The sequence below is a fragment of the Paenibacillus sp. JJ1683 genome (assembly GCF_053006485.1).
In genome coordinates, this window is sequence record NZ_CM129820.1 from 136,751 (window position 1) to 163,308 (window position 26,558).

22 protein-coding genes are annotated in these 26,558 nt (G+C 47.7%); 14 read left to right on the forward strand and 8 right to left on the reverse strand.

Features of this window, described 5'->3' with window-relative positions:
- Positions 1-10: 10 nt before the first annotated feature.
- A complete protein-coding gene (locus tag ACUC6J_RS00545) occupies positions 11-2,023 on the reverse strand; it encodes a M1 family metallopeptidase (RefSeq protein WP_447249589.1) in 2,013 nt (670 codons plus the stop codon).
- A 124-nt stretch (positions 2,024-2,147) separates the two neighbouring features.
- Between ACUC6J_RS00545 and ACUC6J_RS00550 the strand changes: the two genes are divergently transcribed.
- The 3 genes from ACUC6J_RS00550 to ACUC6J_RS00560 all read left to right on the forward strand — a co-directional run bounded on the left by ACUC6J_RS00550 (position 2,148) and on the right by ACUC6J_RS00560 (position 4,025).
- Entirely contained in the window at positions 2,148-2,654 is a 507-nt protein-coding gene (locus ACUC6J_RS00550) for a YwhD family protein (RefSeq protein WP_242210395.1), read from the forward strand.
- A gap of 348 nt (positions 2,655-3,002) precedes the next feature.
- On the forward strand, positions 3,003-3,509 hold the full coding sequence (locus ACUC6J_RS00555) for a PTS sugar transporter subunit IIA (protein ID WP_019685763.1): 507 nt from the start codon (positions 3,003-3,005) through the stop codon (positions 3,507-3,509).
- 165 nt (positions 3,510-3,674) lie between these two features.
- On the forward strand, positions 3,675-4,025 hold the full coding sequence (locus ACUC6J_RS00560) for a YunG family protein (RefSeq protein WP_447249590.1): 351 nt from the start codon (positions 3,675-3,677) through the stop codon (positions 4,023-4,025).
- 367 nt (positions 4,026-4,392) lie between these two features.
- Here the strand turns inward: ACUC6J_RS00560 and ACUC6J_RS00565 are convergent, their stop codons facing one another.
- A complete protein-coding gene (locus tag ACUC6J_RS00565) occupies positions 4,393-5,205 on the reverse strand; it encodes a pentapeptide repeat-containing protein (protein ID WP_016818552.1) in 813 nt (270 codons plus the stop codon).
- A gap of 89 nt (positions 5,206-5,294) precedes the next feature.
- A complete protein-coding gene (locus tag ACUC6J_RS00570) occupies positions 5,295-5,687 on the reverse strand; it encodes a VOC family protein (RefSeq protein ID WP_016818553.1) in 393 nt (130 codons plus the stop codon).
- A gap of 122 nt (positions 5,688-5,809) precedes the next feature.
- On the opposite strand from ACUC6J_RS00570, the gene ACUC6J_RS00575 reads away from it, so the two are divergent.
- Complete coding sequence (locus ACUC6J_RS00575) at positions 5,810-6,859, forward strand: hypothetical protein (protein WP_447249591.1); 1,050 nt, start codon at positions 5,810-5,812, stop codon at positions 6,857-6,859.
- 135 nt (positions 6,860-6,994) lie between these two features.
- On the forward strand, positions 6,995-7,459 hold the full coding sequence (locus ACUC6J_RS00580) for a transporter (RefSeq protein WP_164965646.1): 465 nt from the start codon (positions 6,995-6,997) through the stop codon (positions 7,457-7,459).
- Positions 7,460-7,607: 148 nt separating this feature from the next.
- On the opposite strand, the gene ACUC6J_RS00585 is transcribed toward ACUC6J_RS00580, so the two are convergent.
- Complete coding sequence (locus tag ACUC6J_RS00585) at positions 7,608-9,665, reverse strand: transglycosylase domain-containing protein (protein WP_447249592.1); 2,058 nt, start codon at positions 9,663-9,665, stop codon at positions 7,608-7,610.
- 283 nt (positions 9,666-9,948) lie between these two features.
- On the opposite strand from ACUC6J_RS00585, the gene speE reads away from it, so the two are divergent.
- Together speE and ACUC6J_RS00595 are read left to right on the forward strand one after the other, a co-directional pair.
- Positions 9,949-10,776 carry a polyamine aminopropyltransferase gene (speE, locus tag ACUC6J_RS00590; RefSeq protein ID WP_447250276.1) on the forward strand — a complete coding sequence of 276 codons (828 nt, stop codon included), beginning with the start codon at positions 9,949-9,951 and terminating at the stop codon, positions 10,774-10,776.
- A 264-nt stretch (positions 10,777-11,040) separates the two neighbouring features.
- Positions 11,041-12,333, forward strand: coding sequence for an MFS transporter (locus ACUC6J_RS00595; protein WP_447249593.1), 1,293 nt, complete (start codon positions 11,041-11,043; stop codon positions 12,331-12,333).
- 119 nt (positions 12,334-12,452) lie between these two features.
- On the opposite strand, the gene ACUC6J_RS00600 is transcribed toward ACUC6J_RS00595, so the two are convergent.
- Positions 12,453-14,192: an ABC transporter ATP-binding protein gene (locus ACUC6J_RS00600; protein WP_017427233.1), complete on the reverse strand. Its 1,740-nt coding sequence runs from the start codon at positions 14,190-14,192 to the stop codon at positions 12,453-12,455.
- On the reverse strand, positions 14,189-15,940 hold the full coding sequence (locus ACUC6J_RS00605) for an ABC transporter ATP-binding protein (RefSeq protein ID WP_447249594.1): 1,752 nt from the start codon (positions 15,938-15,940) through the stop codon (positions 14,189-14,191). Before ACUC6J_RS00605 ends, ACUC6J_RS00600 begins: the two co-directional genes overlap by 4 nt.
- Positions 15,941-16,090: 150 nt before the next feature.
- Here ACUC6J_RS00605 and ACUC6J_RS00610 point away from each other — a divergent pair, with 150 nt between their 5' ends.
- The 3 genes from ACUC6J_RS00610 (at position 16,091) to argS (ending at position 19,192) form a co-directional block, all read left to right on the forward strand.
- Positions 16,091-16,981 carry a LysR family transcriptional regulator gene (locus ACUC6J_RS00610; RefSeq protein WP_016818561.1) on the forward strand — a complete coding sequence of 297 codons (891 nt, stop codon included), beginning with the start codon at positions 16,091-16,093 and terminating at the stop codon, positions 16,979-16,981.
- A 94-nt stretch (positions 16,982-17,075) separates the two neighbouring features.
- Positions 17,076-17,516: a DUF1934 domain-containing protein gene (locus ACUC6J_RS00615; RefSeq protein ID WP_016818562.1), complete on the forward strand. Its 441-nt coding sequence runs from the start codon at positions 17,076-17,078 to the stop codon at positions 17,514-17,516.
- Positions 17,513-19,192 (forward strand): arginine--tRNA ligase, encoded by a 1,680-nt coding sequence (gene argS / locus ACUC6J_RS00620; protein ID WP_016818563.1) that lies wholly within the window; start codon positions 17,513-17,515, stop codon positions 19,190-19,192. Before ACUC6J_RS00615 ends, argS begins: the two co-directional genes overlap by 4 nt.
- 126 nt (positions 19,193-19,318) lie before the next feature.
- Here argS and ACUC6J_RS00625 read toward each other — a convergent pair whose 3' ends face one another.
- Positions 19,319-20,179: a hypothetical protein gene (locus ACUC6J_RS00625; RefSeq protein WP_447249595.1), complete on the reverse strand. Its 861-nt coding sequence runs from the start codon at positions 20,177-20,179 to the stop codon at positions 19,319-19,321.
- Between the two features lie 141 nt (positions 20,180-20,320).
- The gene (locus ACUC6J_RS00630; protein ID WP_447249596.1) at positions 20,321-21,199 is read right to left on the reverse strand and encodes a LysR substrate-binding domain-containing protein; all 879 of its coding nucleotides are present in this window, start codon (positions 21,197-21,199) and stop codon (positions 20,321-20,323) included.
- 201 nt (positions 21,200-21,400) lie between these two features.
- Between ACUC6J_RS00630 and ACUC6J_RS00635 the strand changes: the two genes are divergently transcribed.
- Genes ACUC6J_RS00635 through ACUC6J_RS00650 form a run of 4 tightly spaced genes read left to right on the forward strand, consistent with a single transcriptional unit; the run spans position 21,401 to position 26,549 of the window.
- A complete protein-coding gene (locus ACUC6J_RS00635) occupies positions 21,401-22,399 on the forward strand; it encodes an ABC transporter ATP-binding protein (RefSeq protein ID WP_019685774.1) in 999 nt (332 codons plus the stop codon).
- A 19-nt stretch (positions 22,400-22,418) separates the two neighbouring features.
- Positions 22,419-23,492, forward strand: a complete 1,074-nt coding sequence (locus ACUC6J_RS00640; protein WP_447249597.1) for an ABC transporter substrate-binding protein — start codon at positions 22,419-22,421, stop codon at positions 23,490-23,492.
- Positions 23,493-23,496: 4 nt separating this feature from the next.
- Complete coding sequence (locus ACUC6J_RS00645) at positions 23,497-25,167, forward strand: ABC transporter permease (RefSeq protein WP_447249598.1); 1,671 nt, start codon at positions 23,497-23,499, stop codon at positions 25,165-25,167.
- The gene (locus ACUC6J_RS00650) at positions 25,164-26,549 is read left to right on the forward strand and encodes an MBL fold metallo-hydrolase (protein ID WP_447249599.1); all 1,386 of its coding nucleotides are present in this window, start codon (positions 25,164-25,166) and stop codon (positions 26,547-26,549) included. The genes ACUC6J_RS00645 and ACUC6J_RS00650 overlap by 4 nt, the downstream gene beginning before the upstream one ends.
- Positions 26,550-26,558 lie beyond the last annotated feature (9 nt).

Here is a 26,558-nt window from a genome sequence, read left to right on the forward strand (position 1 = left end):
TATAGACACCTCACCATGACAGACTTCCAAGCAGTGTCTCCAACAGCTTGGTTACACTTACACTCCAACGGGTTTGTTGTTTTTCATCCAATTCAGCCTTCAGGCTATTATTAATATGCTTGTTCTCCAGTGCAATAGTGTATAGAGGATCTACAGTCACATAGGACACGGGGGAAGCGCTTTTGAGTCGGAAAGTTGTACTTTTGCCCGCACCATCCCATGCCTTGAATATCGTTGAGCCATCCTTGAAGGTAAATTGAACAGGGATTTTGGGATAATCTGCTCCTTTTTTGCTGAGCGTCACGACTGCTTCGTATCCATTCTCCAGCTTGTGGTTCATGATGCGATCGACTGAAAAGTCCGCCATCTGGCCGTCATATACATATTGTTCAAAATAGTGGCTCCATGATCGTCCGGTCACTCTCTCCACGACATGTTGAAAATCCTGTGAGGTCGGATGCTTGAATCGATAAGTCTGGACGTAGGTCCGCATAATCCGGTCCATTTTTTTCATACCCACCTGACGCTCAATACCTCGTAGTACTAATTTACCTCGAGAGTAGGCATTTTGTGCATATTCAGCTGCCGATCCATACTTCCAGGACTCACGGTTTAGCGGCTGTGGGGAAGCTACCTGTCCCGATTGTAATGGCAAGTTGGGGGTAAGCCCATATTCTTGTTCCATGAGCCGTTCCTCTGCATAGGAGGTGAAGCCTTCATCCAGCCAAGGCTCCTCAAATTCATTGTTGGCTACCATTCCGTAGAAATATTGATGCCCAATTTCATGAACCAGCGTCCGTTCCAGATTATAGCCAGGATTCAGTTGGTCCGCAGCTGCGGCCGTGATGAGTGTCGGATATTCCATGCCGCCGGCTCCACTGCCTGTTTTGGGTGGAACGACGATGGATAGAGTGGAATATGGATAAGGCCCGTACCATTTGCTGTAGTACGAAAGGGCAGCCTTGGCTGCGCTCATGTAACGTCCTTTGAGTTCCTTATGGGACGGGTCCAGATAGAGCTTGATTTTGACACCAGGAACCTCAGTAGAAGAGAAGGGTTCTTCTACGGCTACGAAGTTGGGTGAAGCAGACCAGGCAAAATCGTGTACATCATCGGCATAAAATTGATATATTTTCTGGCCGTTCTGTCGTACTGCACCACGGGTGGGGAAACCGGTCGCTGCTACGATGTGTGTTTCAGGCACCCGAATCCGTATACTGTAAATTCCAAAGTCGGCATAGAACTCGGAGTTGCCATGGTACTGATGGAGGTTCCAGCCCTCTTCGGCGCGTCCACGTTGTCCTGCAGTCTCATAGACGCTGAGCTTTGGAAACCACTGTCCAGCCATTACAAAATCATCTGTCGCACCCATACGAGCAAAAATGCCAGGCAGTTTGACTTCAAACTTCATATATAGTGTGATTTCTTCGCCACCTCGTACCGGCTTGGGTAGACGCACCTTTATGAGAGAACGGTCGCTTGCGTTACCGTCATCTGGTTGTACATATTGAGTGCGGTGCATGAGAGATAAACCGTCTTCTGTTTTTAGTTCGGTCAGCGTCATGGAGCCAAAGCCGTCCTTAGGCATGGTGTCTCCGCGCAGCTTTCCGCCGGATTCTTTCATAAAGGTGGTTTCCATGGAAGAGAAGGCATTCGGGTATAGATGAAGATACAGATCATTCACAGTTTTCTTACCCGGATGCTTCCAGGTCAGTGTCTCAGTGCCTCGCAAAACCCGTCCTTTTTCCAGAGATACATCAATGTGATATTCCACCACCCGTTTGCTGAGAATTTCCGAAGCGGGCTGTGGAGGGTTCTTGGGCAGGTCGGGCATGATGTTGGCCCCTAGAGGCTTGCCCATATTTGGCGCAAGCGCAGACTCAGGCTCGGAGCCGTATAGTGGTTTGCCTGCGGACTGAGAGACGGATTGCGATTGGGGTTGCCAGGCAAACCATAACGTCCCTGCGAGGAGTCCGAGGGCTAGTGTGGACAATAAAACGATTTTGGTGCGTGCTGGGGTCATACAATGGATACCTCCCGTTGACAAGCATCTACAGCATGTATATGTTTGCTTTCGGGAGATTATTAGTTAAAATATTTATAGTGTAGAATGAGTGTGAAGACGGAAATTGGAGGTCTAGTGACGCATGAGTGAAAATCAACCGGACGGCAAAAAGCAGATTGCACTGAATATTGTCAGTGGCAAGAGTAAACATAAGGGCTTCGGCGCAGGCTCAATCGACCTGAACAGCATGTCCCCGGTCATCATTGACCGCGGAGAGGCGAAAATTGATGTCGGTGCCATGCATGCCAAAAGTAAAGTAGAACGTGGAATCAAGTTCTCTACGAATAAAGAGGACGTACCGAACGGACGCCAGGTATGGCTGGTATGGGTAGCTGTGGACCGTACGCCCGAAGGACGTATGTATGGTGGCGCGACGGCCTGCGAGATGCTGATTGACGACGAAGCCAAACGCGGCTGGAAAATTCTTGCCGATCATGTTAATCGTATGGATTATGCACTCAAGCGCCGTTTCATGCTGGATGATCTCGGCAGCGAAGATAAAGCGGCGCTCAGAAGCCTGCTGATTTCACATAATCAGGAATGGTGGGAAGCTTCGCCTGAGGAATTGAAGCAGGCGCTGGAAGGGTAAGCCTAGCATTAACGAAGTAACAGTATTGTAGAAAAGCAGCCACTGTAGGCTGCTTTTTCCTGTAAGAAGAACCGAATTGGAATCTCTATTTAAGCTCTATGATGCCTTCAATTGTTAGTTTTCTGACCTCATAAAATATGTACCGGACAATAAAATAGTAGTCTACTTCCTTTTCATGTAAGTTATGAACATCATCGCCTTGACATTATGGAAAGGCATTCACTATAATTCAAATAGAAATCGGTTTCAATCCGGTTTTTATTTAATTCGTGGAACCGGTTCCTAAAAAGATGAAGTTTTTTCCTATCGCTGTTTATGAATGTAATCTCTAAATAAGGTGGCATCGTTATGTTTAAATGGTTGAAAAAGAAGGCGGCTCCCCGTATTGAAGAATTCGACATGGTAGCGCCGGTTAAAGGAAAAGTGGTTTCCCTGGAAGAGGTTCCAGATCCTGCATTCTCGACAAAAGCTATGGGGGATGGCATCGCTATTCATCCGTCTGAGGGTAGGGTCACCGCTCCTTTCGCGGGAAAAGTTGCCCATGTCATGGAGAAAAGCAAACACGCTCTGATCATTGAGCATGAATCCGGAGTACAAGTTTTGATACATGTCGGCATTAATACCGTTTCCCTCAAAGGACAGGGATTTAATCCTAAAGTCCAAGTAGGAGATAGCATTAAAGCAGGGCAATTATTGATGGAATTTGATCTGGATGCAATTCAACAGGGTGGATTACCTGTAATTACTCCAGTAATCGTTCCAGACGGGCAAGATATGATCAGCCATGTCGAAATACTGGATAATCCATCTGCTTCTCCAGATGTACCTGTATTAAGAGTTCACTTGAAAGCATAGTTAGCATTTTTGTGTCCTACTATCATGCTCATAGAAAAAATTCTTTGAATGTAAAGGTAAAATATGTAGAAGAAGACTAACCAGGAGATCTTGGTTGGTCTTTTCTTTTAATAAGTAAGTCCAGTTTAGGATAATGTAGAATGGTTTTGAAAGGAGAAATGTATATTGAATGCAAACTGTATTTTGAAATTAGAAAAGGCGTTGTTTCAGGCTTGGTCTTTGGAGTCTAGCTCTAAATGGACAGTCGATAATCCTGCCGCCGGACAATGTGGCGTCACAGCGCTCGTCGTTCAGGACAGGCTTGGCGGTGATATTTTGAAGACTTGGCTGGATAGCGGCTGGCATTATTACAACCGAATCGGTGAGGATATTATAGATTTTACGGAGTCACAATTTTCAAGCCTTCCACAGTATCAGCATGTACACTCCAACCGGGAAGAAGCATTTTCAGACACCAATGCAGAGCAGTATGCAGCTTTAAGCCGGAGACTAGGGGAATCGTATATGGGTACATAATTAAAGTAACAAATTCGACTGGGCAAAGCTGGATATTGACTGCATACGAGGGGCCGGGTGGTTCAGCTATAGGGGGAGATACTGAGAAAGACTCTATAGCAGAAGTTGCGCAGGATTTGCTGAATCTAATTGAGGTCACAAAGCCCGCCAATTTTGAAAACTTGGGTTATTATGAGGATACAGGATCTACTATTCATTATGGATGCAAGGATCAAGTCTGTTTTATCAGGAAAGCACCACAGAGCCATATGCAACGGACGAGTGAAATTACGGGGTGAACAGTAAAATATCAGAAGTAGATCGGTACCTTGTCGAGGGCGGTCTACTTCTTTTTCGTTTAGGTAAGTATTGTTGCTCACGAATAAAACTAATGCAGCCAATGGCTGGGAACGCTTAGAGACGAGGGCAGCCTGGTTTTGCAATTGCCTTTAGCCGAATTTAATTGCGCTTGTGTAAGAAAGATGCTTCCCTCCAGATTAGCCCCACTTAAATCAGCATCTCTAAAGTCTGCCCCGATAAGGTCAGTCATGCTCAAATCAGCTTCTCGCAGGTCAGCAGCAATCAGTAGAACGCCTCTCAGGTTGGCACCTCTCAGATTAGCGCCTCTTAAATTGGCCCCGATCAGGTCTCTACTTTTGATTTTTTTACTCAGTTTATGGTTCTCCATGTTTTTCTTACATTTTTCTCGCACTAACTCACTTGTTTGTACAAGTAAATCATTGACTAGCGCCCTATGGGTGGGTACATGAAGATCTATGAGGGATTTTGGATCTTGATCTGTAAGCTGCTCGGTTTTCGCCATTGCTTCTTGTAACTCGGTATAGATGGAGTGAGTTTCTTGTAAGCTAAGGGCTTCATTTAGGTAATAGAGCATTTCATAAAGCTGCTGCATGATGGGAAATAGATTGAACATTTCATCAGCTATTGCCGGGTCGTCTCGCCAGCTTTTTCCGTTGTATGTAACTTGGGAAATTCTTTGACCTGCCCCAAAGCAATCATATACTGTACAGCCTCGCAAGCCTTTATTCCTCAGGTTCTTATGAATGTCACAGCGATAATCCGCATTTAGGTGTTGACAGGGAGTTCCTCCATCCTTGTTAAAGGCAAAATCAGCAGATTTGGCATAAGGCAAGGCGACACAGCATAAACCAAAACATTTTTCACAATCGGCAGTATACAATAAATACACATCCTTTTATTAGCACCTACTACATGTAATAATACCAAAAAAAGATGCAGGATGGTGTATTGCTAAGTAAAATAGGTCGATTACCCTTTTGCCAAATTCAATTGCCATGAAACACCGTATTTATCTTCGACCCAGCCAAACTGTTGGCTTACGGGCGAGGCTTCAAGGGGCATCAAAACTCGGCCTTCCTGAGATAGCTGACCAAACACACGATGAATTTCTTCTTCCGAATCACAAGTGACGAATAGCGATAAAGCTGGAGTAAAAGAGTGTTTGTCCTGATGGTTATAGTCTATGGCCATAAAGGTTTGCCCTTTGAGGTTGAATACGGCATGTAACACGGTCCCATCTTCCTGATGAAAAATGCTCATGATACCAGACGGCTTAAATACAGAGGTATAATATTGCATGGCTTCCTCTGCTTGACCGGGGAACATGAAAAACGTTGTGATTTTTGGACTAGAATCCTGCATCAGATCAGCTCCCTTGAGTGGATTATAGGTGATAACATTTTTTCTCTTTAGTAATAGAAATATTCATGATTAGAGAAGTACTTCATAAAGAAAGATAGGCATAACTGGGAAGGGGAAACCAGATGATAGATGCGACAGCAAAGTTTATTGAGATGGTGGGTTCAGGCAGGAAACTGGACGCCAGCATTATTTCGGCCTATACGGATGTAGTTGCCCAATACGGAACCGCGGAGGATGCTTGGGAGTTATATTGGCTTTTTGTAGAAGATCCTGATCACTATGTTAGGGGTTTGTTACTTGGGCCGATCATGAGATGCGGAGATGTTGCTCTGGCGCAGGATATGTACGAGCGTTACGTTCGAAATCAGACATCCCAGGAACATATACCTGATGGTGTGCTGCATGTGTTAGGTTATTTGGGTTATGTGGAAGCTGCGGCTGATCTCGTCGCATGGTTGAACGGGCCCTATGGGGCAGCATCCGTGGATGCTTGTTTGGGGCTCGTACATCTTCCATGCGAATCGTTTCGTGAACGATTGGCGACTGAATTGGAAAAAGCAGTAAATCAAAATCTGTTTAATGAATTCTTACCTCTACTGAGCTTTAAATGTACTACAGAGGATATGGTTCCGCGATTGGTGCATTGGGGAGAGCGGCATGCTTCCGTAGACTGTAATGCGGGAATTATTGCTGGAATTGCATTGTTTGGAGAAAAGCAGAAGGATACGATCCGATCTATTTTGTGGAATCCGCTTTGGGAGGCTCATGGAACGGCTACGGGAAGTTGTGTGTGGTCTTATATTGCTATGCAGCATGTAGGGTTGACCTTTAGAGAGCTTATTCAGGATATAAAAAGCTACGATGTATTCAAAGCAGGTGTACAGGCATTGGAGTACCGCTTGGATGTGTTATATGAAATGTTGGAACTAAAGCTCAGCTATAGAGCTCGGCCAATCCGGTTCGCTCGCTGTAACGAGGAATCATTTGCTCAAATCTATAGCGATTTGTTTAGCTGGTCGACGGAGCATAAGGATGACTCTATGATAGGTTGGATGAACGAACATTTGGGGTATGAGCACCGGTTGCTGGAACAGTATGATGAGATTAGGAAACGAGTCGAGATCAAAATGGTGCATGAAATTGAGCTGGAGCATGTCCAGACGGGGAGTTAACCGGGTTGAGATATAAGAAATTTTGGTATAAAAGGACGAAATGACGGAGTTTGGCGGCGATATAGGGATTCGCCCAGTCCACGGGCTGATGTCCCGCATAGGATACATCAGCCTAGAACACAAGGAGTGAAACACATGTCTTTACTGCCACAAGTTCCTTTCGGAACGCAACCGGGTATTCCGGGTCCATTCACACCGTCAGGTCCTTCGATTCCACAATTTCCTGATATACAGGATTCGTTTCCGTCTCCGGTAGGTCCGCCACCAGGGCCAGGCCCCTTTTCGCCCCAGCCTTTCTCACCGCCGCCGCAAGGGCCGTTCGGTCCGCAAGGTGGGCAACAAGCTCAAGCACCAACTTCCCCACCACCACCATTTACGCCACCAAAGCCGCTAGTTTCAACATTTGCGGTTGACCCTGGAGCCATTTTCGGTTGTTTGTTCCGCAATACGTTTGTATGGCTGACGAACGGAGAGCGTTTCTGGATGTACCCTGTCTTTGTAGGCAGAACATCGGTAGCGGGTTTTCGGTGGAGTGGACGTTTCTGGTTTTACTATGGTGTAGACACCAACCGTATTGAGTCGTTTAGTTGTTTTTGGTAATAGCGCAGCTTTAGGGAAGAACGGGGCTTAACTGGGGAATGGCTGATGGCACTGGCAAGAGAGCTATAATGGGCGAATGAAATAAGTGAAGTAAAGATAAAAAAGACTGGGAGAGCGCATCATGGCGTTTCCCAGTCTTTTTTTGCTATTACTCCATCCACCATCGCTTAAAATTGCCCCACCAGGATTTTTTTTCGGCCTGCCGTTCCGCTTGGTCAGTAGGTGCCGATGCCTGTGGGTTATTCTGCCCCGATAGGGTCTCTTTCGGCTCGGTACCGCTAACGAATACCTCCAGCCGCTTGTCGGGACTGTCCGGCGCAGCCAGCTTGCCGCTGGCCGGATCAATATAGGCGCTGACTACGCCGTCAGGGATCGGGAAGATTTTGGGCGGCACATTCTCCAGCGCTTTTTCTGTATATTGTGCGAAAATCGGTGCCGCCCGCCGGGCATCCTGCGTGCTGATGGCCCTGCCTTTGTCATATCCAACCCAAACAGCGGTGGATAGCTCGGGGGTGAAGCCGACCATCCATGCGTCCGTGTTGGTCGTGCCGCTCTTGCCGGCAACCGGGCGTTTGATCAGCTTCGCGACCCGGTTGCCGGTGCCGCCTTCTTCAAACACGCCTTCCATGAGGCGTGTGAGGACATAGGCGGAGGCGGGCTTTACGACCTGCACAGGCGCAGCCTGCGGTGCTTCGTACAGCGATCGTCCGGCCGCATCGGTGATGCGCAGCACCGCTACCGGAGCCACCTTTTGCCCGCCGCTGCTGATGACCGAGAAGGCCGAGGCCATCTCGAACGGGCTGACGGGGGACACGCCCAATGCCAGCGAAGGCACGGGCTTGAGCTCGCTCGTAATGCCCATTTTGCTGGCGAGGTCCATGACCTTATCCGCTCCCACCTGCAAAATGGTGCTGACGGCATAAATATTATCAGACGCCGCAATGGCGCGCCGCAGATCTATTTCGCCCCAATATTTGTCTCCAAAATTTTTGGGCTTATAAGTTTTACGGTTGTTGTCGTAGTGGAACAACGTTGGTCGGCTTTCGAACTTAGACGTACTTGTCAATTCACCGGAATCGAGCGCGCTGAGATACATGATCGGCTTGAAAGAGGAGCCTGGCTGCCGGGTTGTGGCTAGCGCATGGTTATATTGATTCCCTACATAGTTCGTTCCGCCGACCATAGCCTTGACATGTCCGTTACGCGGGTCCATAGAGATTAATGCAGTTTCCAGTCCGTTGCTGTTCTTCATGCCCTCATTGACAGCCGCCTCGGCTGCCTGTTGCATGTGCATGTCCAGCGTCGTATAAATGCTTAGCCCGCCATGCTCAAGCACCGCTTCGCTAATCCCAAGTTGATGAGTCGCTAGTTGGCGAACGTAATCGCGAAACCAGGGAGCGGCTTCCACTGTCCGACGCTGGCTCTCGGGCCGCAAGGGCAGTATTTCTTCATAGGCCTTGCTGGCTTCAGCTGGTGTAATTTTACCGATGAGTGCCATAGAGTCCAGTACAATTTTCTGCCGATCCTTTGCGTTTTTCATATGATTATAGGGTGAATAGTAGGTCGGTCCTTTCGGAATACCTGCCAATAGGGCGCTTTCGGCCAAATCCAGATCCTTTGCGGATTTACCGAAATACATTTGCGAGGCCGCCTCAATGCCATAGGCCCCATGGCCATAGTAAATTTCATTCAAATACATTTGCAGCAGCTCATCCTTGGAATACTTCATTTCAAGCTGTGCAGTATAGATGGCCTCTTTGGCCTTGCGCGTCCAGGTTTTCTCGTGAGATAAGTACAGATTGCGCGCAAGCTGCTGAGTCAGCGTGCTGGCCCCCTGTGACATATCCCAGCGGGTCAAATTAACGATTACTGCCCGGCCCAGGCCTTTGAAATCAAAGCCAAAATGATCGTAAAACTTCCGGTCTTCCACAGCCAGTGTAGCTGCTATTAAATCGGGCGAAATATGATCAAGCTGGACAGGAATAGATTCCTTGCCTCCGGCAGAGAAGGTAGCAATGACTTGCCCCTGACTATCGAGCAGACGTGAATTCCGATCTGTATCGGCGAGTGGAAGACTGGTTGTGTACAAATAAGCGAGCAGAATGCAGGCGGCGATGACCGTCAGAATCGTGAGAGACATTAGCCCTTGAAAGCATCGAAGCCAAAGCGGTTTACGCTTGGAGGATCGCCCGGTAGTATCGGTCATCATGCCACCTCCTTCCATAGTTGATGTTCTCAGTATAGTCAATCCGAAAGCGTCTATTCATCAGATGCGCATACGTATCTATTTTAAACAAGATTAAGCCCTAAAAATGCTTTTGCAGTCCATTCAGGTATCGCTTATAATGCAAAAAGTGTGAAATTCAAGTGTGTTTGGTACAATAAATATAGCAAACTCGGCGTTTGCGTGTTGCAGTTATAAGGGAAAGTCCATGTTTATGCTACCGGATTGCCGGACACATACTTTGATCAGAAAGAAGGTTGGAATGATGGACTTGTGGTTTACGGAGAAGCAGACTCCCTCTTTCGGCATTACAGCAAAAATCAAACAAACCTACGTCTCTGAGAAAACAGATTTTCAAGATCTGGCAATGATCGAGACGGAGGAATTCGGCAATATGCTTGTTCTGGACGGCATGGTGATGACAACGGTTAAGGATGAGTTTGTATATCACGAAATGGTAGCGCATCCGGCCTTAAATACACATCCGAATCCGAAAAAGGTTTTGGTTGTGGGTGGCGGCGATGGCGGCGTTATCCGTGAGGTCATCAAGCATCCTGAAGTGGAAAAGGCTGTATTGGTTGAGATCGACGGTAAAGTCATTGAATATTCTAAAAAATATTTACCTGAAATTGCCGGGGAGTTGGACGAGCCTAATGTGGAAGTGCTGGTCAATGATGGTTACATGCATATTATCGAACACAAAAATGAATACGATGTGATTATGGTCGATTCGACGGAGCCAGTGGGTCCGGCAGCGCCGCTGTTCGAACGTGGGTTTTACCAAGGTATTTTTGAGGCGCTGAAGGAAGACGGCATTTTCGTGGCGCAGACGGATAATCCTTGGTTCAAGGCTGACCTGATTCAGAAGGTCAACAAAGATGTAAAAGAGATTTTCCCGATTGTGCGTGTGTATGGTGCAAACATTCCAACCTATCCAAGCGGTCTATGGACATTTACATTGGGCAGCAAGAAATATGATCCGCTCGAAGTGGACGAGAACCAAATTCCAGAGATGGACACTCGATATTACAGTCCGCGTCTGCACAAAGCAGCGTTTGTACTGCCTAAATTTGTGGAAGATTTAACAAAGTAAACATTTTAAGAAGCGTCGTAGTGATCTTTATCGCCAGTATAGAGCGAAAAGAGCGCTATAGACGCTTTTTTTGTGTTAAATCAGAATGTAGTAGGGATGAGAATATAGTGGACACTGAATTTCCTTTTAAGATAAAAGAAGGAAATTTAAGGGTGCGTGTAGAACATACAAAAAACCAGACATTTAACAGATTTGTAATCGACAGGGGAGGTTTGGTTATGGAAATACATAAATTGGCGATGTACCAAAGAGGGGGAAACTTTTTTGATCAGACGCTCTTTTTATTACCTGTTGGGGTCTCAGACGATCTCCAACGCAGCAGATATCATCTATATGTTGAGTGTGGTGGTGTTGGTGTTCAGTTCAAGTAATTCCTTAATGACGACTATTTTAATCCCGTTGTTCCGGTTGTCAGCTCAAGTGCTTAGTGGGCTTGTTGCACCGATCGTGCTCGGTCGATTTCGACTGACGCAGGTTCTTCTATTTTCCCAGTTTGGGCAGTTCGTCATTTTTACGTTGCTGCTGCTTTATTTGTGGATCGTACCTGAGCAGAGGTCGTTTCTGTTTATTTTTGTAATGGTGTTCGGTATGTCTTTCCTAGATGGCTGGACCAATCCTGCGCGTAATGCGCTTGTACCCCGTTTGGCTACGGGTGAAGGACTGATGCGTGCCAACGGCATGGTAGCGGTCAGTGATCAGGTGGTCAGGTGTGCAGGCTGGGCATTAAGCGGAATTATTGTGGCTTGGCTGGGTTCCCTGAATACGCTTGCAATTGCCTCCTGTTGTTATCTCGTGGCTGTAACTGTCACGTCCTTCATTCGTGATCCGCTGGATCAGAAGCACCTAGGTCTTGAAGCTTCGAATTCCCCAACAAATGCGGAAGAACCCGCAAAGGAAAAGGAAAGAGGCTCCCATTGGAAAGAGCTTGGGGAAGGCTGGAAAATCATTTGGCACAACCGCCGTATTCGTTCTCTGATGATCGTCGATAGCGTGGACAGTATTGGGGGAGTCTCCTGGCTCGGTGTATTTATTTTGGCGTACGTCAGCCAAGTGTTGCATCGTGATGAGAGCTGGTGGGGCTTTATGAATGCATCCTTTTTCTCCGGCACGATTTTGGGTGGGTTAATTGTTGTTGGCTTGGTTAAGCGGTTGCAAAAGAACAGCTTTTTGTACATGCTCGGAGCTTTGCTGGTGTATGTACTGATTACCATTGTATTTGCGCTAAATACCATTCCCGTGGCTGCGCTTGTTCTTTTTGCTGTATCAGGCTTACCTGTTCAAATGGCGGGCATTATTCGCCGCACCTTGCTGCAAAGCAGTGCACCGGCAACCCAACTACCCAAAGTGATGGCAGGGATTGATGTAATTACCAATCTCGCTTTTGGCCTGGCTTTATTATTCATGGGCTGGTATGCTGACCGATTCGGCATGGTGCAGGTGTATTTGCTGGCTGCGGCTATGACTACCATTGCTGTTCTGATCGGCTGGTGGTATCGGCGTGATTTTCAGGAAGACGAACCGATTGATCATCCGACCGCTACGGGAGCAGGGATATGAACTACATAAGCAATAGCTCCTTTCTGTGCCACAACAAAAAAGTCGGTTGCATAAGAGCAACCGACTTTTAAGGAGAACGTTTTTTACGAACGTAACGTCCTGTTACCATAACTGCGATGTTAGGCCGTAGTGAACTGGCTGTTATAAAGCGAGGCATAATGGCCGCCGCTTGCGAGCAGTCCTTCATGGGTACCGCTTTCGACGACATCACCGTTTTTCATGTATAAAATCAGATCCGCTTCGCGGATGGTTGATAGTCTGTGGGCGATGACGAAGCTGGTGCGTCCATCGATCATTTTCATAAAAGCCTTTTGGATACGGGCTTCTGTAAGGGTGTCTATGCTGCTGGTTGCTTCATCCAGAATGAGCATAGGTGGATCGACGAGAATCACTCTCGCGATGGTGAGCAGCTGCTTTTGCCCTTGCGACAGGCTGTCGCCTGACCCGCTGATGACCGTATCGTAACCATGAGGCAGGCGCTTGATAAAGCTATGCGCATTGGCAGCTGTCGCAGCCGCGATAACTTCTTCGTCTGTGGCCTCTGGCTTCCCGTAAGCGATATTGTCCCGAATCGTTCCGCTGAACAGCCATGTATCCTGAAGCACCATACCAAAGTTAGTCCGCAGGCTGTCCCGGCTCATATCGTTGATATTCACCCCATCGATGGAGATCGAACCGCTGTCCACATCATAAAAGCGCATGAGCAGGTTAACGAGTGTGGTTTTGCCTGCTCCAGTCTGCCCGACAATAGCTACGCGGGTGCCTGGCTTGACCTCCAAACTAAAGTTCGTGATGAGCGTCCGTTCCGGATTATAGGAAAATTTCACATGATCAAACAGAATCGTGCCTTTGCTACGCTCCAGCTGTACGGCGTTCGATTTTTCCGGTTGCTCCGGCGGCGAATCCAAAATAGCAAATATGCGCTGAGCAGAAGCCGTAGCAGCCTGAAACTGAGTCAGCACCCCTGTGATTTCATTAAAAGGTTTGGCAAACAAATTGGTGTAGATGAGAAAGCTCGATAAACCGCCTACCGAAATCCCACCCAAAATGATCGAAATACAGCCAATCATAGCGGTGACTGAAAAAGTCATGTTGTTGACCAAACGGGTAGAAGGATTGGACAATGATCCATAAAACTGTGATTTAACTCCCGCTTGATACAATTGCTCGTTTCGGGCGGAAAATTCCTCAAGCGAGCGATTTTCATAATGAAAGGCAGTAACTACCCGCTGTCCGCCAATCATTTCTTCCACATAACCGTTCAGACTTCCTAAAATTTTGGCCTGTTCGCGGAACATACGTTGCGATCTTGTAGTAATGAACCGTGCAACGCCATATGTGATGGGGGCAGACACTAATACCACCAGCGTCATCACTGGACTGATATACAGCATGAGTACAATCGAACCAACAATAGTAATCAATCCGGTGATCAAGGTGGAAAAGCCCTGCAACAAGCCATCCGACACGGCATCCATATCGTTCACAAAACGGCTAATACTATCTCCTTGCGGATGATTGTCATGAAAGCTTAACGGAAGGATATTAAAATGATCGAATAACTCCCGTCGCATATCATTTACAGTCTGAAAAGCAATGCGGTTCGTCAAATATGTGAGCAGCCAACTAAATAGACTGCCTACAACATATACAACGCCTAGTCCAGCTAAAATCTGTGCAATACCTCTAAAGTCTACCGTTCCCTTATTCACCATATGGTCGATAGCCCGACCAATCATATAGGGTCCGACCAGACTGGCGAGCACGCTGAGAATCGCACTGACGATGACCCAAAACGTTGTTGATTTATATTGTCCCACATAGGTTAACAATCTTCTCCAGGTTTCCTTGCCACTCATTGGTCTACCTCCTGCGTTGAGAGCTGGGAGCGATTAATTTCCTGATATACCTCCGAGCTGCTCATCAACTGATCATGTGTGCCGATCCCGACAATCCGGCCTTCATCAAATACAATGATTTTATCGGCATGCTGTACACTGCTTACTCGTTGTGAGACCAGCAGGACAGTCATGCGGGTGCTATTTTCCCGAAGCGATTTCCGAAGGGCGGCATCAGTTGCAAAATCAAGTGCGCTTGAGGAATCATCCAAAATCAGTATTTCCGGATTGCCTACAATAGCTCTGGCAATGGTAAGTCGCTGCTTTTGGCCGCCTGACAGATTAAGTCCACCTCGCGTGATCGGGGCGTCGAATTTTTCCGGTAAGTTAGAAATAAATTCATCCGCTTGCGCGATAGCGGCGGCCCGGGCGACTTTCTCATCGGTGGCATGTTCATGTCCCCAACGGATATTATCCGCTATAGACCCTGTGAACAGCAGTGCCTTTTGTGGAACAATCCCGATTTTCTGCCGCAATTGCTCCAGCTTGTAATGCCGTACGTCGATGCCATCGACACGTACACAACCTTCTACTGCATCATAGAAGCGGGGAATCAGATTCACGAAGGTGGATTTTCCCGAGCCTGTTCCTCCTATGATTCCAACCGTTTCACCGGGATAGATGTCTACGACTACATCGCTAAGTGCCAGTTGTCCTGTCTTATTGTAGCCAAAGGAGACATGATCAAAAGAGATGGCTGGTACTGGGCTCATTTTACCCGTTCTTACCTGATCGAATGATGCAGAATTGGCAGTATCGGAAATCGAAGCTTCCGTGTCTAGGACCTCCTGAATTCTCGCGGCTGAAGTGGCCGCCTTGGTGAACAGAATAATGAGATTCGTCACCACAATCAGGGCCAGTAAAATCTGCGTAATGTAATTAATAAACGCAATAATCTCTCCTTGTGTAAGAGATCCATATTGGATATGGATACCGCCGATCCACAGAATGGCAATAATAGCTCCGTTGACCACCAGTAAGGTGGCTGGGCTAAGTAGAGCAGAAATACGGCCGACACGAATAGCGGTCTGGGTCAGGTCATCTGAGGCAGTATTGAACTTTACTCGTTCAGCTCCTCTTTTGGCAAATGCACGGATAACCCTTACACCTGTGAGATTTTCGCTTAGCACCAGAGCGATTTTATCGAGCTTTTTCTGGTATAGCTGGTACAGCGGAGAAGCCTTCGTAATGACTACATACAGAATCAAAGCCAGAACGGGTGTAGCCGCCAACAGCACCAAAGCAAGGCGGAAGTCCAGTATCATGGACATGATGATCGCCCCGATACAAATAAAAGGAGCACGAATAACCAGACGAATCAACATCGCTACAGCTGTTTGCAGCTGATTGACATCATTCGTAATTCGGTTGATGAGAGAGGGCGTACCAAATTTATCGAGATCTGCATAAGAAAACGATGAAATATGCTTAAACATCGTATTGCGCAGTGTGGTTCCGAATCCTTGGGAAGCACGGGCTGCGTAAAACTGGCACACTAGAGAACTGCCAAAGCCCAGTATAGTCATGAGCAACATTAAAAGACCCATTTGCCAAACATAATGGGTGTCTCCCTTACCAACGCCATGATTAATCATTAAAGCCACCATAGTAGGCAACAACAATTCCAGAATAGCCTCAATTAGTTTAAACAGAGGCCCAAGAATCGTTTCCTTCTTATAGGGTTTCAAAAAAACAGCAAATTTCAGCAAATCAACCATCACCTAACCTGAATATTGTATAAAGTTTTCTATTGTAATTGCATATCTGAATATGATTATGGCATATCCCCAACCATATGAATAATATTTAATATATATTAGAGATATAGGTTTTACATATATCAGGACCGGAGGTTCATGATGGAATTGAGACATCTCAAGTATTTTTTAGCGATTGCAGACGCTGGACAGATTACAGCGGCAGCCAAAAAGCTGCAAATCGCACAGCCTCCCTTAAGTCAACAGCTTATGCAGCTGGAGGAAGAGCTGGGTGTAAAGCTTGTGCATCGAGGCTCACGAAGCATTCAATTGACAGAGGCGGGAATCATTTTACGGAACAGGGCCAAGCAGATTTTGGAGCTGACGGATGCTACGACAAGGGAAATAAACGATTTCGCCATGGGGATGAAGGGGACGCTCACCATTGGAACGGTTTCTTCCTCTGGGGCAACCCTGATGAAAGACAGGCTTTCCGAATTTCATAAAACCTATGCGGGTGTAAAATTTGAAATACATGAGGGAAATACCTTCCGGATTCTCGATCTTCTGAACAAAGGAATTGTAGAGGTCGGTATCGTCAGAACCCCTTTTAATACCACTGATTTAGGGTGTAGATATGCGTCCACTGAGCCGATGGTAGCAGTGATGACGGAAGAACATGATTGGAGTCCCGAACAGAAGAGCATATCATTGGCTGAGCTGAAGAACAGACCACTCATCGTATATCGTCGTTTTGAGCAATTGATCCACGACACCTGTATGAAGCATGGCTTTGAGCCAAACTACTTTTGCAAAAATGACGATGCCCGCACCACGCTTCTTTGGGCCAACGAAGGGCTGGGTATTGGCATGATTTCGAGCTCCGCATTGTCTTTGGGCAGCAATAATCATTTAATTGTTAAGGAAATTATGTGTGAAGATTTGCACACTCGTGTGGCTGCCGTCTGGTTGAAGGATAAATACATGTCTTCTTTGGCTTCCCGGTTCATTGAAAGTTTTAGCCAGGCATCCAGTGTAGCTGACCTACAGTAGTTGAATTTTTTAAGGGCGAAAGCATCTTTTTGTAAAAACTCATTTGAATTGCAATCGGGAACTGGATATAGTAGTACAGTAGGATAGCGATAGAATGGAGTTTGAACACATGCCACACAATGCAAAGGTTCGAATCCGTCTTCATAGTCATCATGACGGAGAAGATGTGGTACAGGAGCTTCCTGGAGAAGCAATCGTTCGCGGGAAGCATCTATATATAAGGTACGAGGAGCCGCAAGAGAGTCCTGAGGGCGGTACGACACGGAACACAGTCAAGATCGGACCGGATGAGCTAAAGCTGATTCGTCACGGTGAGGTACAATCAGAGCAGTCGTTCGCGCTGGGACGCAGGTTGCCTGGATTTTACCGCTCGCCTTATTTAAACCTGAACATGTCTGCGCATACGCAGAAGCTCGATATTCGGATGGATGGATTCACCGGACAAGTGAGCTGGACTTATGATCTATACGTATTTGAGGATTTCTCGGGGCATTTTGCCATCAGTTTGCATATACAGGAGGAGCAACAATCATGACAAGCAATCCACTGGAACTTATTAATCAAAAGGTGACCTCAGCAATCGAGGCAGCGGTGCTGGCTGCTGGAATCGTGGGTCGCGAAGAGCTGCCGACCATTACGCTGGAGGTACCTAAGGACAAGTCACACGGTGACTTAGCTACCAACGTAGCCATGCAGCTCACTCGCATTGCGAAGAAGAATCCGCGTCAAATCGCTGAAGATCTGATTGCGAATATGGACTTAGCTTCCGCTTCTATTGAAAGTGCTGAAATCGCGGGACCAGGCTTTATTAACTTTCGTTTGAACAAGAGCTACCTCTATGCAGTGATCGGACAAGTACAGGAGCAAGGAGCAGATTACGGTCGTGTACAGGTAGGTGAGGGCAAAAAGGTACAGATCGAATTTGTCAGCGCCAATCCGACTGGGAGTCTTCACTTGGGCCATGCACGTGGTGCAGCCGTAGGGGATGCGCTCTGTAATGTGCTTGATTTTGCCGGATATCAAGTCACTCGTGAATATTACATTAATGATGCGGGGAACCAGATTTACAATATGAGCCGTTCCATCGAAGCGCGTTATTTGCAGGAGCTAGGACAGCCTGCGGAGATGCCGGAGGACGGATACCATGGTGAGGATATCATCGGGTTTGCGAAGGAACTGGTGGCTGAGAAGGGCGATTCTCTGTTGTCTATGGAACCAGGAGATCGTGCCGCTTATTTCCGTGAATACGGTCTGGAAAAGGAACTGAATAAGATCAAGCGTGATCTGGAGCGGTTCCGTGTACCTTTTGATTCCTGGTTTAGTGAAACATCACTGTATGATAACGGTGAAGTGCTTAAAGCGCTGAATGAGCTGCGTGACCGTGAGGAAATTTATGATAAGGACGGAGCTACTTGGCTGAACACGACTAAGTATGGTGACGATAAAGACCGCGTATTGATCAAAAATGACGGCACTTATACGTACCTGACTCCGGATATCGCCTATCACCGCGACAAATATGCTCGTGGGTATGACACGATCATCAACATCTGGGGAGCGGATCACCACGGCTATATTCCACGGATGAAGGCCGCAATGGAAGCACTGGGCAATGACCCGGATAAGCTTAAAGTGCTGATTGCCCAAATGGTCAGCTTGTTCCAAAACGGGGAAAAAGTAAAAATGTCCAAACGTACTGGCAAGGCCGTAACGATGGAGGATCTGATGGAAGAAGTGGGCGTAGACGCGATTCGTTACTTCTTCACCATGCGTAGTATGGATTCGCATCTGGATTTTGATATGGATTTGGCGATTTCTACCTCCAATGAGAATCCGGTATTCTACGTGCAATATGCACATGCACGTGCATGCAGCGTATATCGTCAAGCCGAAGAGCAGGGTATTGCTGTACTGCCATTGGCAGAAGTTGACTTGTCGAAGCTGACGGCTGAGCATGAATACGATTTGTTACGCAAAATTGGCGAGTTGCCAGAGGAAGTATCGGTGGCAGCTGCAAACTTTGCGCCGCATCGTATGATTCGCTATGTCTACGAGCTGGCATCCATGTTCCACAGCTACTATAAAGCAGAGCGTGTCATCACGGAGGATGCCGCTCAAACGCAAGCTCGCTTGGCGTTGTTTGGCGCGGTCCGCACGACCATTGCCAACGTACTGAAGCTGGTGGGCGTGTCTGCACCGGAACGTATGTAAGTAAACAACTGCAACATAATGATTTTGTAGTCATATGTATAATGGTTAAAGGAACCGTTCGTGCTGCCCTCTAGGGAGGCTCGTTCGGTTCCTTTTTTTGGTTTGAATACAATAAGTTTGAGTAGCTTAATAGCGTTCCAGTACCAGATTCGTTTTCAGGGAATCGGCAGGAATCAGCCATCCTTTGGATTGTAGCAGATTCATCAGCTTGGTGCGGTTGCTTGCGGCAGTATTGTAATCCGAAGTTTTGAAGGAGATTTCGATGATATTGTCGGTACCCGATCCGTTGGCGCTGCGAATAGGCCATACTTCAACGTCAGTATCCAAGCCCTGAAAGCTGCCCTTATATTTGTTGACCTGTACAAGACCGCGTACTCTGGAGTTTGCCAAGGTATGTTTGCCCCAGTTGCTGCTTTTCCAGTTTTGCAGCTTGCCCGGAAGATTGTCCTGCAATTGTTTTAATGCCTGATCCGGGGAAGGCAGAGCTAATCCTTTGGAGGCGTTCGTTTTCTTATCATTGGAAAAGCTTAATGTCTGCTTGCTGTATCCCCAATCCACCTCAGCCTCATAATTATCATCAGAGGCACTGAAACCTTCTTTATTCGCTTGGGTAAGTGCTGCGTCGATATTCCCATTTGTGATCGTATATCGCTTTTTGTAGGTTAACTCATAATTTTTTTTGTCCTCTTTTTTGCGAAATCTAACGTTCCAGCCCTCGTCATTCAATTGCAAGGAGTCTGTATCAAAAAACTCGACGCTTAATCGTTGCGCATCTTCACTGACTCCGAACTCATTTACAATGCCGCTTTTTAAAGAGCCATCCGCATTGAGGACCTGAGCTGTATCCAGCAGCAGCTTTACCTCATAGCTTGGTGTGGCATTGGCAGCGGCTTGTACGGGCTCTGCACCTTTCCATCCTGTTGCGAGCAGCACTGCACTCAGAGTTACTACTGACATGAATTTAGTGATACGCAGGCTTGTTTTCATTTCATCCTCTCCTGTTCGTCCGAATAGGTTACACGCTTCACTTTACGGGTGATTTGTCAGTCGTATGTCAAGCTAAGATGGTATTCTGGTTAAAAAATACCATAATTTTTATATGACAGCTAAGATTTAATCTTGGTTCCATCATAAATATTTAGTGAATCTGTGAATCAGCGCGGAGCGATGACGATCTTTGTTGCTGACCATATAAATATGCCGCTCAACAGGCTGTCCCGGAATAGGTCTTATGATCAGTAAACCCCGCTCAACCTCTGATTGAACAGCAAGGCGAGAGACAAAGGAGATGTGTTCTCCCAGCATAACCGCCTGTTTGATAGCTTCCAGTGAATCCAATTCCAGATAGGATGGAAGTCGGCGCCTTCCGCGCTCCAGCCATTTGTCAGTCACGTGGCGTGTGCTGGAATCCTTCCCATGCAACACAAAAGAGGAAGAAGCGATGCGCTCGGGTGTTACATCGGTTTCGCTAGCGAGCGGATGAGTGGGTGAGCAGATGAGCACCAGTTCATCTTCTCCCAAGGATTCTGAGAGCAGCGTTGGGGATTGAAACGGCTCTGCCGAAATAATGCCGAGGTCAATTTCGTGGCGAGCGAGCATGTCCTTGATCACGGGCGCTGTTTTCACGGACAAGGCAATGTGAATGCCCGGATGCTCGCGGGCAAACCGATGCAGCACGGCAGGAAGCAGATAAGTAGCAGGTACATAGCTTGCGCCAATCCGTATACTCCCTCGTTGGAGCGTATCGAACTCACGGACAACCCGCTCAGCCTCAGCCGCAAGTGCATTAATCTTGGTGGCATAGTGCAGCAGCGCATTTCCGGCATCCGTCAGGATGATTTTGCCCATACGTGTATCAAACAGCTTTACTCCAAACTCACGCTCCAGATTTTTCATATGAAAAGTAACAGTGGGTTGTTTTAGGCCGAGAACCTCGGCTACGGTGGTAATTTTATGGTGCTTGTTCAGCAGCTCCACAATATGTAACTTTAGAAGACTTAAGTTCACTTAGAATGCCTCGCTTTCAGTTAAGTCAAACAATCATGCTTATTCTCTGGGCAACAGCATCAACCGCCTCTATATAGATTAAATCTATGAGTGTTAACACAATTCATTGAAATAATTAATTTTGTTTTAACTTCCCAATAACACAGGTTGCGAATTCAAGTTTTACACTGGGGTCAGTCACAAGAACAGGCAGGTAATGCGATGAATCAGGATCTATATATTCGCGGATTAAGTAAAACCTTCGGCCATACCACTGCGTTGCATGAGACGAATCTGGTCGTACGACAGGGCAAATTCACCACACTGCTCGGACCGTCCGGTTGTGGGAAGACGACGCTCTTGCGCTTGATTGCTGGTCTGGAGACACCAGATACCGGCACAATCACGATGGGAGAGGAAATTCTTTTTTCGGCTGAACGCAAAAAGGATGTTCCCGCACATCTCCGCCACTTTGGTATGGTCTTTCAGGATTTTGCGTTGTGGCCGCATATGACGGTGTTTGAAAATGTGGCCTTCGGCTTGCGAGCGAGCAAGCGGGGAAAAGGGGCTGTTAGCGCTCAAGGCAAGGAACTGCGAGCAGTGGTGCTAGAGGCGCTCGATAAGGTGAGGTTGTCAGGGATGGAGGATCGCTATCCCCATCAGCTGTCCGGTGGTCAGCAGCAGCGGGTTGCTTTTGCAAGAGCAGTTGCTATCCGGCCTCGACTGGTTTTGTTCGACGAGCCGCTCAGTGCACTGGATGCCGTGCTACGGGAGGAGATGCGCATTGAGATGATATCGCTTGTGCGCGATCTGGGGCTGACCGCCTTATATGTCACTCATGATCAGATCGAGGCCATGTCCATGTCTGATGAAGTAGTGGTTATGAAAAGTGGACATATTTTGCAGACCGGAACACCAGAGGTGATCTATGGTTGTCCGTCTCATCCAGAGGTGGCAAGCTTTATCGGCAAATCCAACTGGATCGAGTTGGAACGGACACTATTTCGACCTGAACATGTCCGTTGGGAACAGGAACAAGCGGATCAGCACACTTTTACAGTAGAGATCCTGCATGTCAGCTATGTTGGCGATCGCTATGAAATTCGTCTAGTAGCCGAAAACGGCGAGCAATGGACTGCGTATCACTCCACCCGCTTGCCCATAGGCGAACAAATGCATATTTGGGTATCACCGCAATACATCCACCAACTTGAAACATAGGGAAAAGGGGTTATATAAGATGATGAATAGGCGTGTTTTTCGTACAGGATGGAAAAAAGGGGCTATGCTTGCTTTAACATTGACTTTTGGACTGGCTGTGGCAGGCTGCGGAACGGCTACGACATCGAAGGATGGGGCACAAGCCGATGGATCAGCAAAACCAGCGGGCGCAGCGGCGTCCACCGATCAGAAGCTGGTTGTTTACAGCGCAGGCCCGGATGGACTGGCGAAAAAGCTGGTAGCGGGGTATGAGGCGCAGAGCGGGGTTAAGGTTGAGTTATTTCAGGGAACGACAGGTAAGATTTTAGCCCGCATGGAAGCGGAGAAGACGAATCCGGTAGCGGACGTGGTTGTGCTGGCCTCGCTTCCGTCTGTACAAGGCTTGAAAAAGGAAGGACTTACACTTCCCTATCCAGATGCCAAAATTGCGGACAAGCTAAACCCGGATTGGTCCGATAAGGAGGGTAACTATTTCAGTACTAGTGCTTCTGCTCTAGGTATTGCATATAACACGAAGTTAGTGAAAACGCCACCTACTTCATGGGCCGATTTGGCGAAGCCTGAGTACAAGGATCAGGTTAACATTCCCGATCCATCGCTGTCTGGCTCAGCGTTGGATTTTATGACAGGCTATCTGAGCGCCAAGGGCGATGGAGGCTGGACGTTGTTTGAGCGGTACAAGGCTAACGGTGTGGCCATGGCCGGTGCCAATCAGGAAGCGCTGGATCCAGTGATTACGGGGGCTAAAGGTGTAGTTGTCGCTGCGGTCGATTACATGACCTACAAGGCTAAAGCCAAAGGCGAGCCGATAGACATCGTTTATCCGACAGAGGGAACGGTCATTAGCCCGCGTCCTGCCGCAATCCTCAAGTCCACACAGCATGAGCAAAATGCCAAAGCGTTCATTGATTATCTGTTGTCGGACGAAGCACAGAAACTAGTAGCAGATGCTTCCCTACTCCCTGGACGCACGGATATCAAAGCTGACAAGCGTGCAAACCTCGACGAAATCCCATTGCTGAAAACCAACTGGGAATGGATGGGTGAACACGGATCAGACGTGACGGAAAAGTTCACGCAAATGTTCAAATAAGCCGATGGGAGGTTTGTCTGTTAAACACATCAGGGGATGGTCCCTGACACTTGCTCTGATCGCGCTTTTTATCCTAATTGTACTGCCGTTGCTGCAAATCTTCATCCAAAGTGTGTATGTTGATGGGACATTTCAATGGGCTGCGCCTTTTCGAACGTTAGCTGCTTCTCAATTTGCAGGAGTGCTATTCAACTCGATCTGGCTAGGCATCTGTGTGATCGCAGGAACGACCGTCCTTGCACTTCCGCTAGCCTGGATCATGTCCAACACCCGACTCGCACACTGGCGCTGGTTGGATGTCGTGCTGCTGATTCCGTTTATGACTCCGCCCTATATCGGTTCCATGGGATGGATCCTGTTTATGCAAAAAAACGGGTATATGGAGCAGTTGCTCCCGGATCTGCATTTCTTAACGGCTTCCTTCTTCAGCCTTGGCGGCATGGTGATGATCATGAGCCTGCATCTGTTTCCATTCCTGTACCTGCTGCTGCGCGGGGCGCTGGTGAGGATTGGCGGCAGTCTGGAAGAGGCGGGTGCTGTCATGGGCGGAGGCTTTCTGTACAGGTTCCGTCGAATCATTTTACCGCTGCTACTATCGGCATACGGAATGGGTGCGCTGCTCATTTTCGTTAAAACGATTGCCGAGTTTGGCACACCCGCTACCTTTGGGCGACGTATCGGGTATGAGGTTATGACTTCTGAAATTCACAAATATATTTCCAGTTGGCCCATCGATTTTGGCAAAGCGACGTCCATGGCCTCGGTGCTGTTAACGGCCTGCCTGCTTATGTGGTATGTGCAATCGGTGATCAACCGAAAGTTCACATACAGACTGGTAGGGGGTAAAGGTTCCCGTCCTTCCCGTCTTCGTGTATCCAGCTGGACTACAGCACTGAGTGTCATGTTCATCCTATTGCTGCTCATCGCAGCTATTGGCATCCCTTACTTTTCAATTATTGCGGCCTCCTCCATGAAGCTGCGGGGAATCGGATTGGCATGGAACAACCTTACACTCGACTATTACAAGGAACTGCTGTCGTGGGGTTCTGAAAGCATGGAAGCGCTACTGAACAGTGTATTTCTCTCTTTGGGTGCATCGACGCTTGCTGTGGTGCTGGGCACCTGGTTTGCGCTTGTTATCGGTGGATCACGCACGAAAATCCAACGGACAGTTGATGCATTCAGTTTACTTCCGAATACAGTGCCGGGAATTGTTATGGTGGTGGGTCTGATTTTGTGGTGGAATTCGCCGTGGATGCCCATTCCGTTGTATAACACATATGGCATGGTCATTCTGACGTATGTTATTTTGTTTGTTCCTTATACGGTGCAGTATGTCAAAAGCGCCTTTACACAGGTGGACACTGGTCTTTTTCAGGCGGGACAGGTATTCGGCGGGCGTCCGTCTTACATATTCCGCCGGATTGTACTGCCGCTGATTGGACCGGGGATGCTCGCTGGTTGGATGATGACCTTTACCATTGCTTCACGGGAGCTGGTAGGATCGTTGCTGATTTTACCGCCATCCGTCCAGACGTCTGCAACCTATATATTTGCCCAGTTTGAGCAGGGACAGGTGTCGCTTGGCATGGCGATGGCTGTTATATCGGTTGGTTTGACCACACTGCTACTGATCTTAATGGAAAGCTTAAACTCGCGGAGAAAGTGGAAATGATGATGACCAAGCTTAGGATTTGGGGTGGAGCGGGCGAACATGGCCGCTCCTGTTATGTTTTTGAAGGAAAGCAGCATCGTATCATGCTGGATTGTGGCGTAAAAAAGGAAGGAACCGGGCAATATCCGGTTTTTCCGCCACAGAAGGTGAAGGAGCTAACTACTGTTTTGCTGTCTCATGCACATGAGGATCATTCCATGGCGCTCCCCTTACTATACAAGTACGGATATCGGGGAGAGGTCTGGACGACCAAGGCTACCGCTGAGCAGCTGGGCTCCTATTTTCGCTCCTGGCAAACTTATGTTGAATCAAGAGGCGGCGAATTGCCCTACAGTGAACAAGATATCCAATCTATTACCTATCGCTATCTAGAAGACGAAACGCCGTCAGGAGTGTGGCATGAAGCTTGTCCGGGTGTGAGAATGATGTGGGGACGCAGTGGACATTTGGCTGGTGCAGTGTGGTATATCGTAGAAATGGAAGGGAAGCGGCTGTTCTTTTCTGGAGACTATAGCCGTGAATCTGAGCTTCTTGCTGCCGATGCACCGGACTTGTGTATGAGGGAGGGGGGAGATGACCTTCCTGGATGCAAGCCAAAGTCCAATCTAGTGGACATATCTATCATGGACAATGCTTATGGTATGGATATAGACCCGCAGCCTATTAAGCTGGAGCGGCTGAGGGTCGAGATGGAGCAGGTATTATTGTCTGGCGGCCATGTGTTGTTGCCAGTGCCTGCCTTTGGCAGAGGACAGGAATTGATCGTATGGGCCAGCGAGCAATTTCCTGAACAAGCAATAATTATAGAGCCTGACCTGTGGCACGGATTGAAACAGTTAAATCGATGGAAAGAGTGGCTACGTCCGGGAGCTTCCACGCGAATAAAACATGTGTTGAACAGTGACAGGGTGTTTGTGCCTCGTGATACTGCGGGACGGATAAGTCTGCTGGAACGGAACACGGCCACTATTATCGTAACAAGAGACGGCATGATGGATTCCCCGCAGGCGCGTTGGTATTATCAATATCTGTCGGATCACCGCAGTATGCTGATCGATGTGGATAGCGGGGAGGGTATTAGGAACATTGTGATATTGACCGGGCATGCTTCCAATGGTTCTTTTGGTAAACATCTGTTGGAACGTGCAGACGCCAATGACATCTGTATAGCTCGGCATTTGATTTACAAGGTGCACCAGGGATTATCGGATGTACGGCAAATGCTGAAGGAGATGCCTAGCAAACAGGTTGTACTCGTTCATGCACCCAAATTGCAGACCGACCTTGTACGAGATGAGTTAATAAGAGAAGGAAATAATGAACATGGAGGTCCTGCCAGAGAAGTTCACTCTTTGGAGCCAGGTGCAACGATAGAGGTTTAGTATTCATCA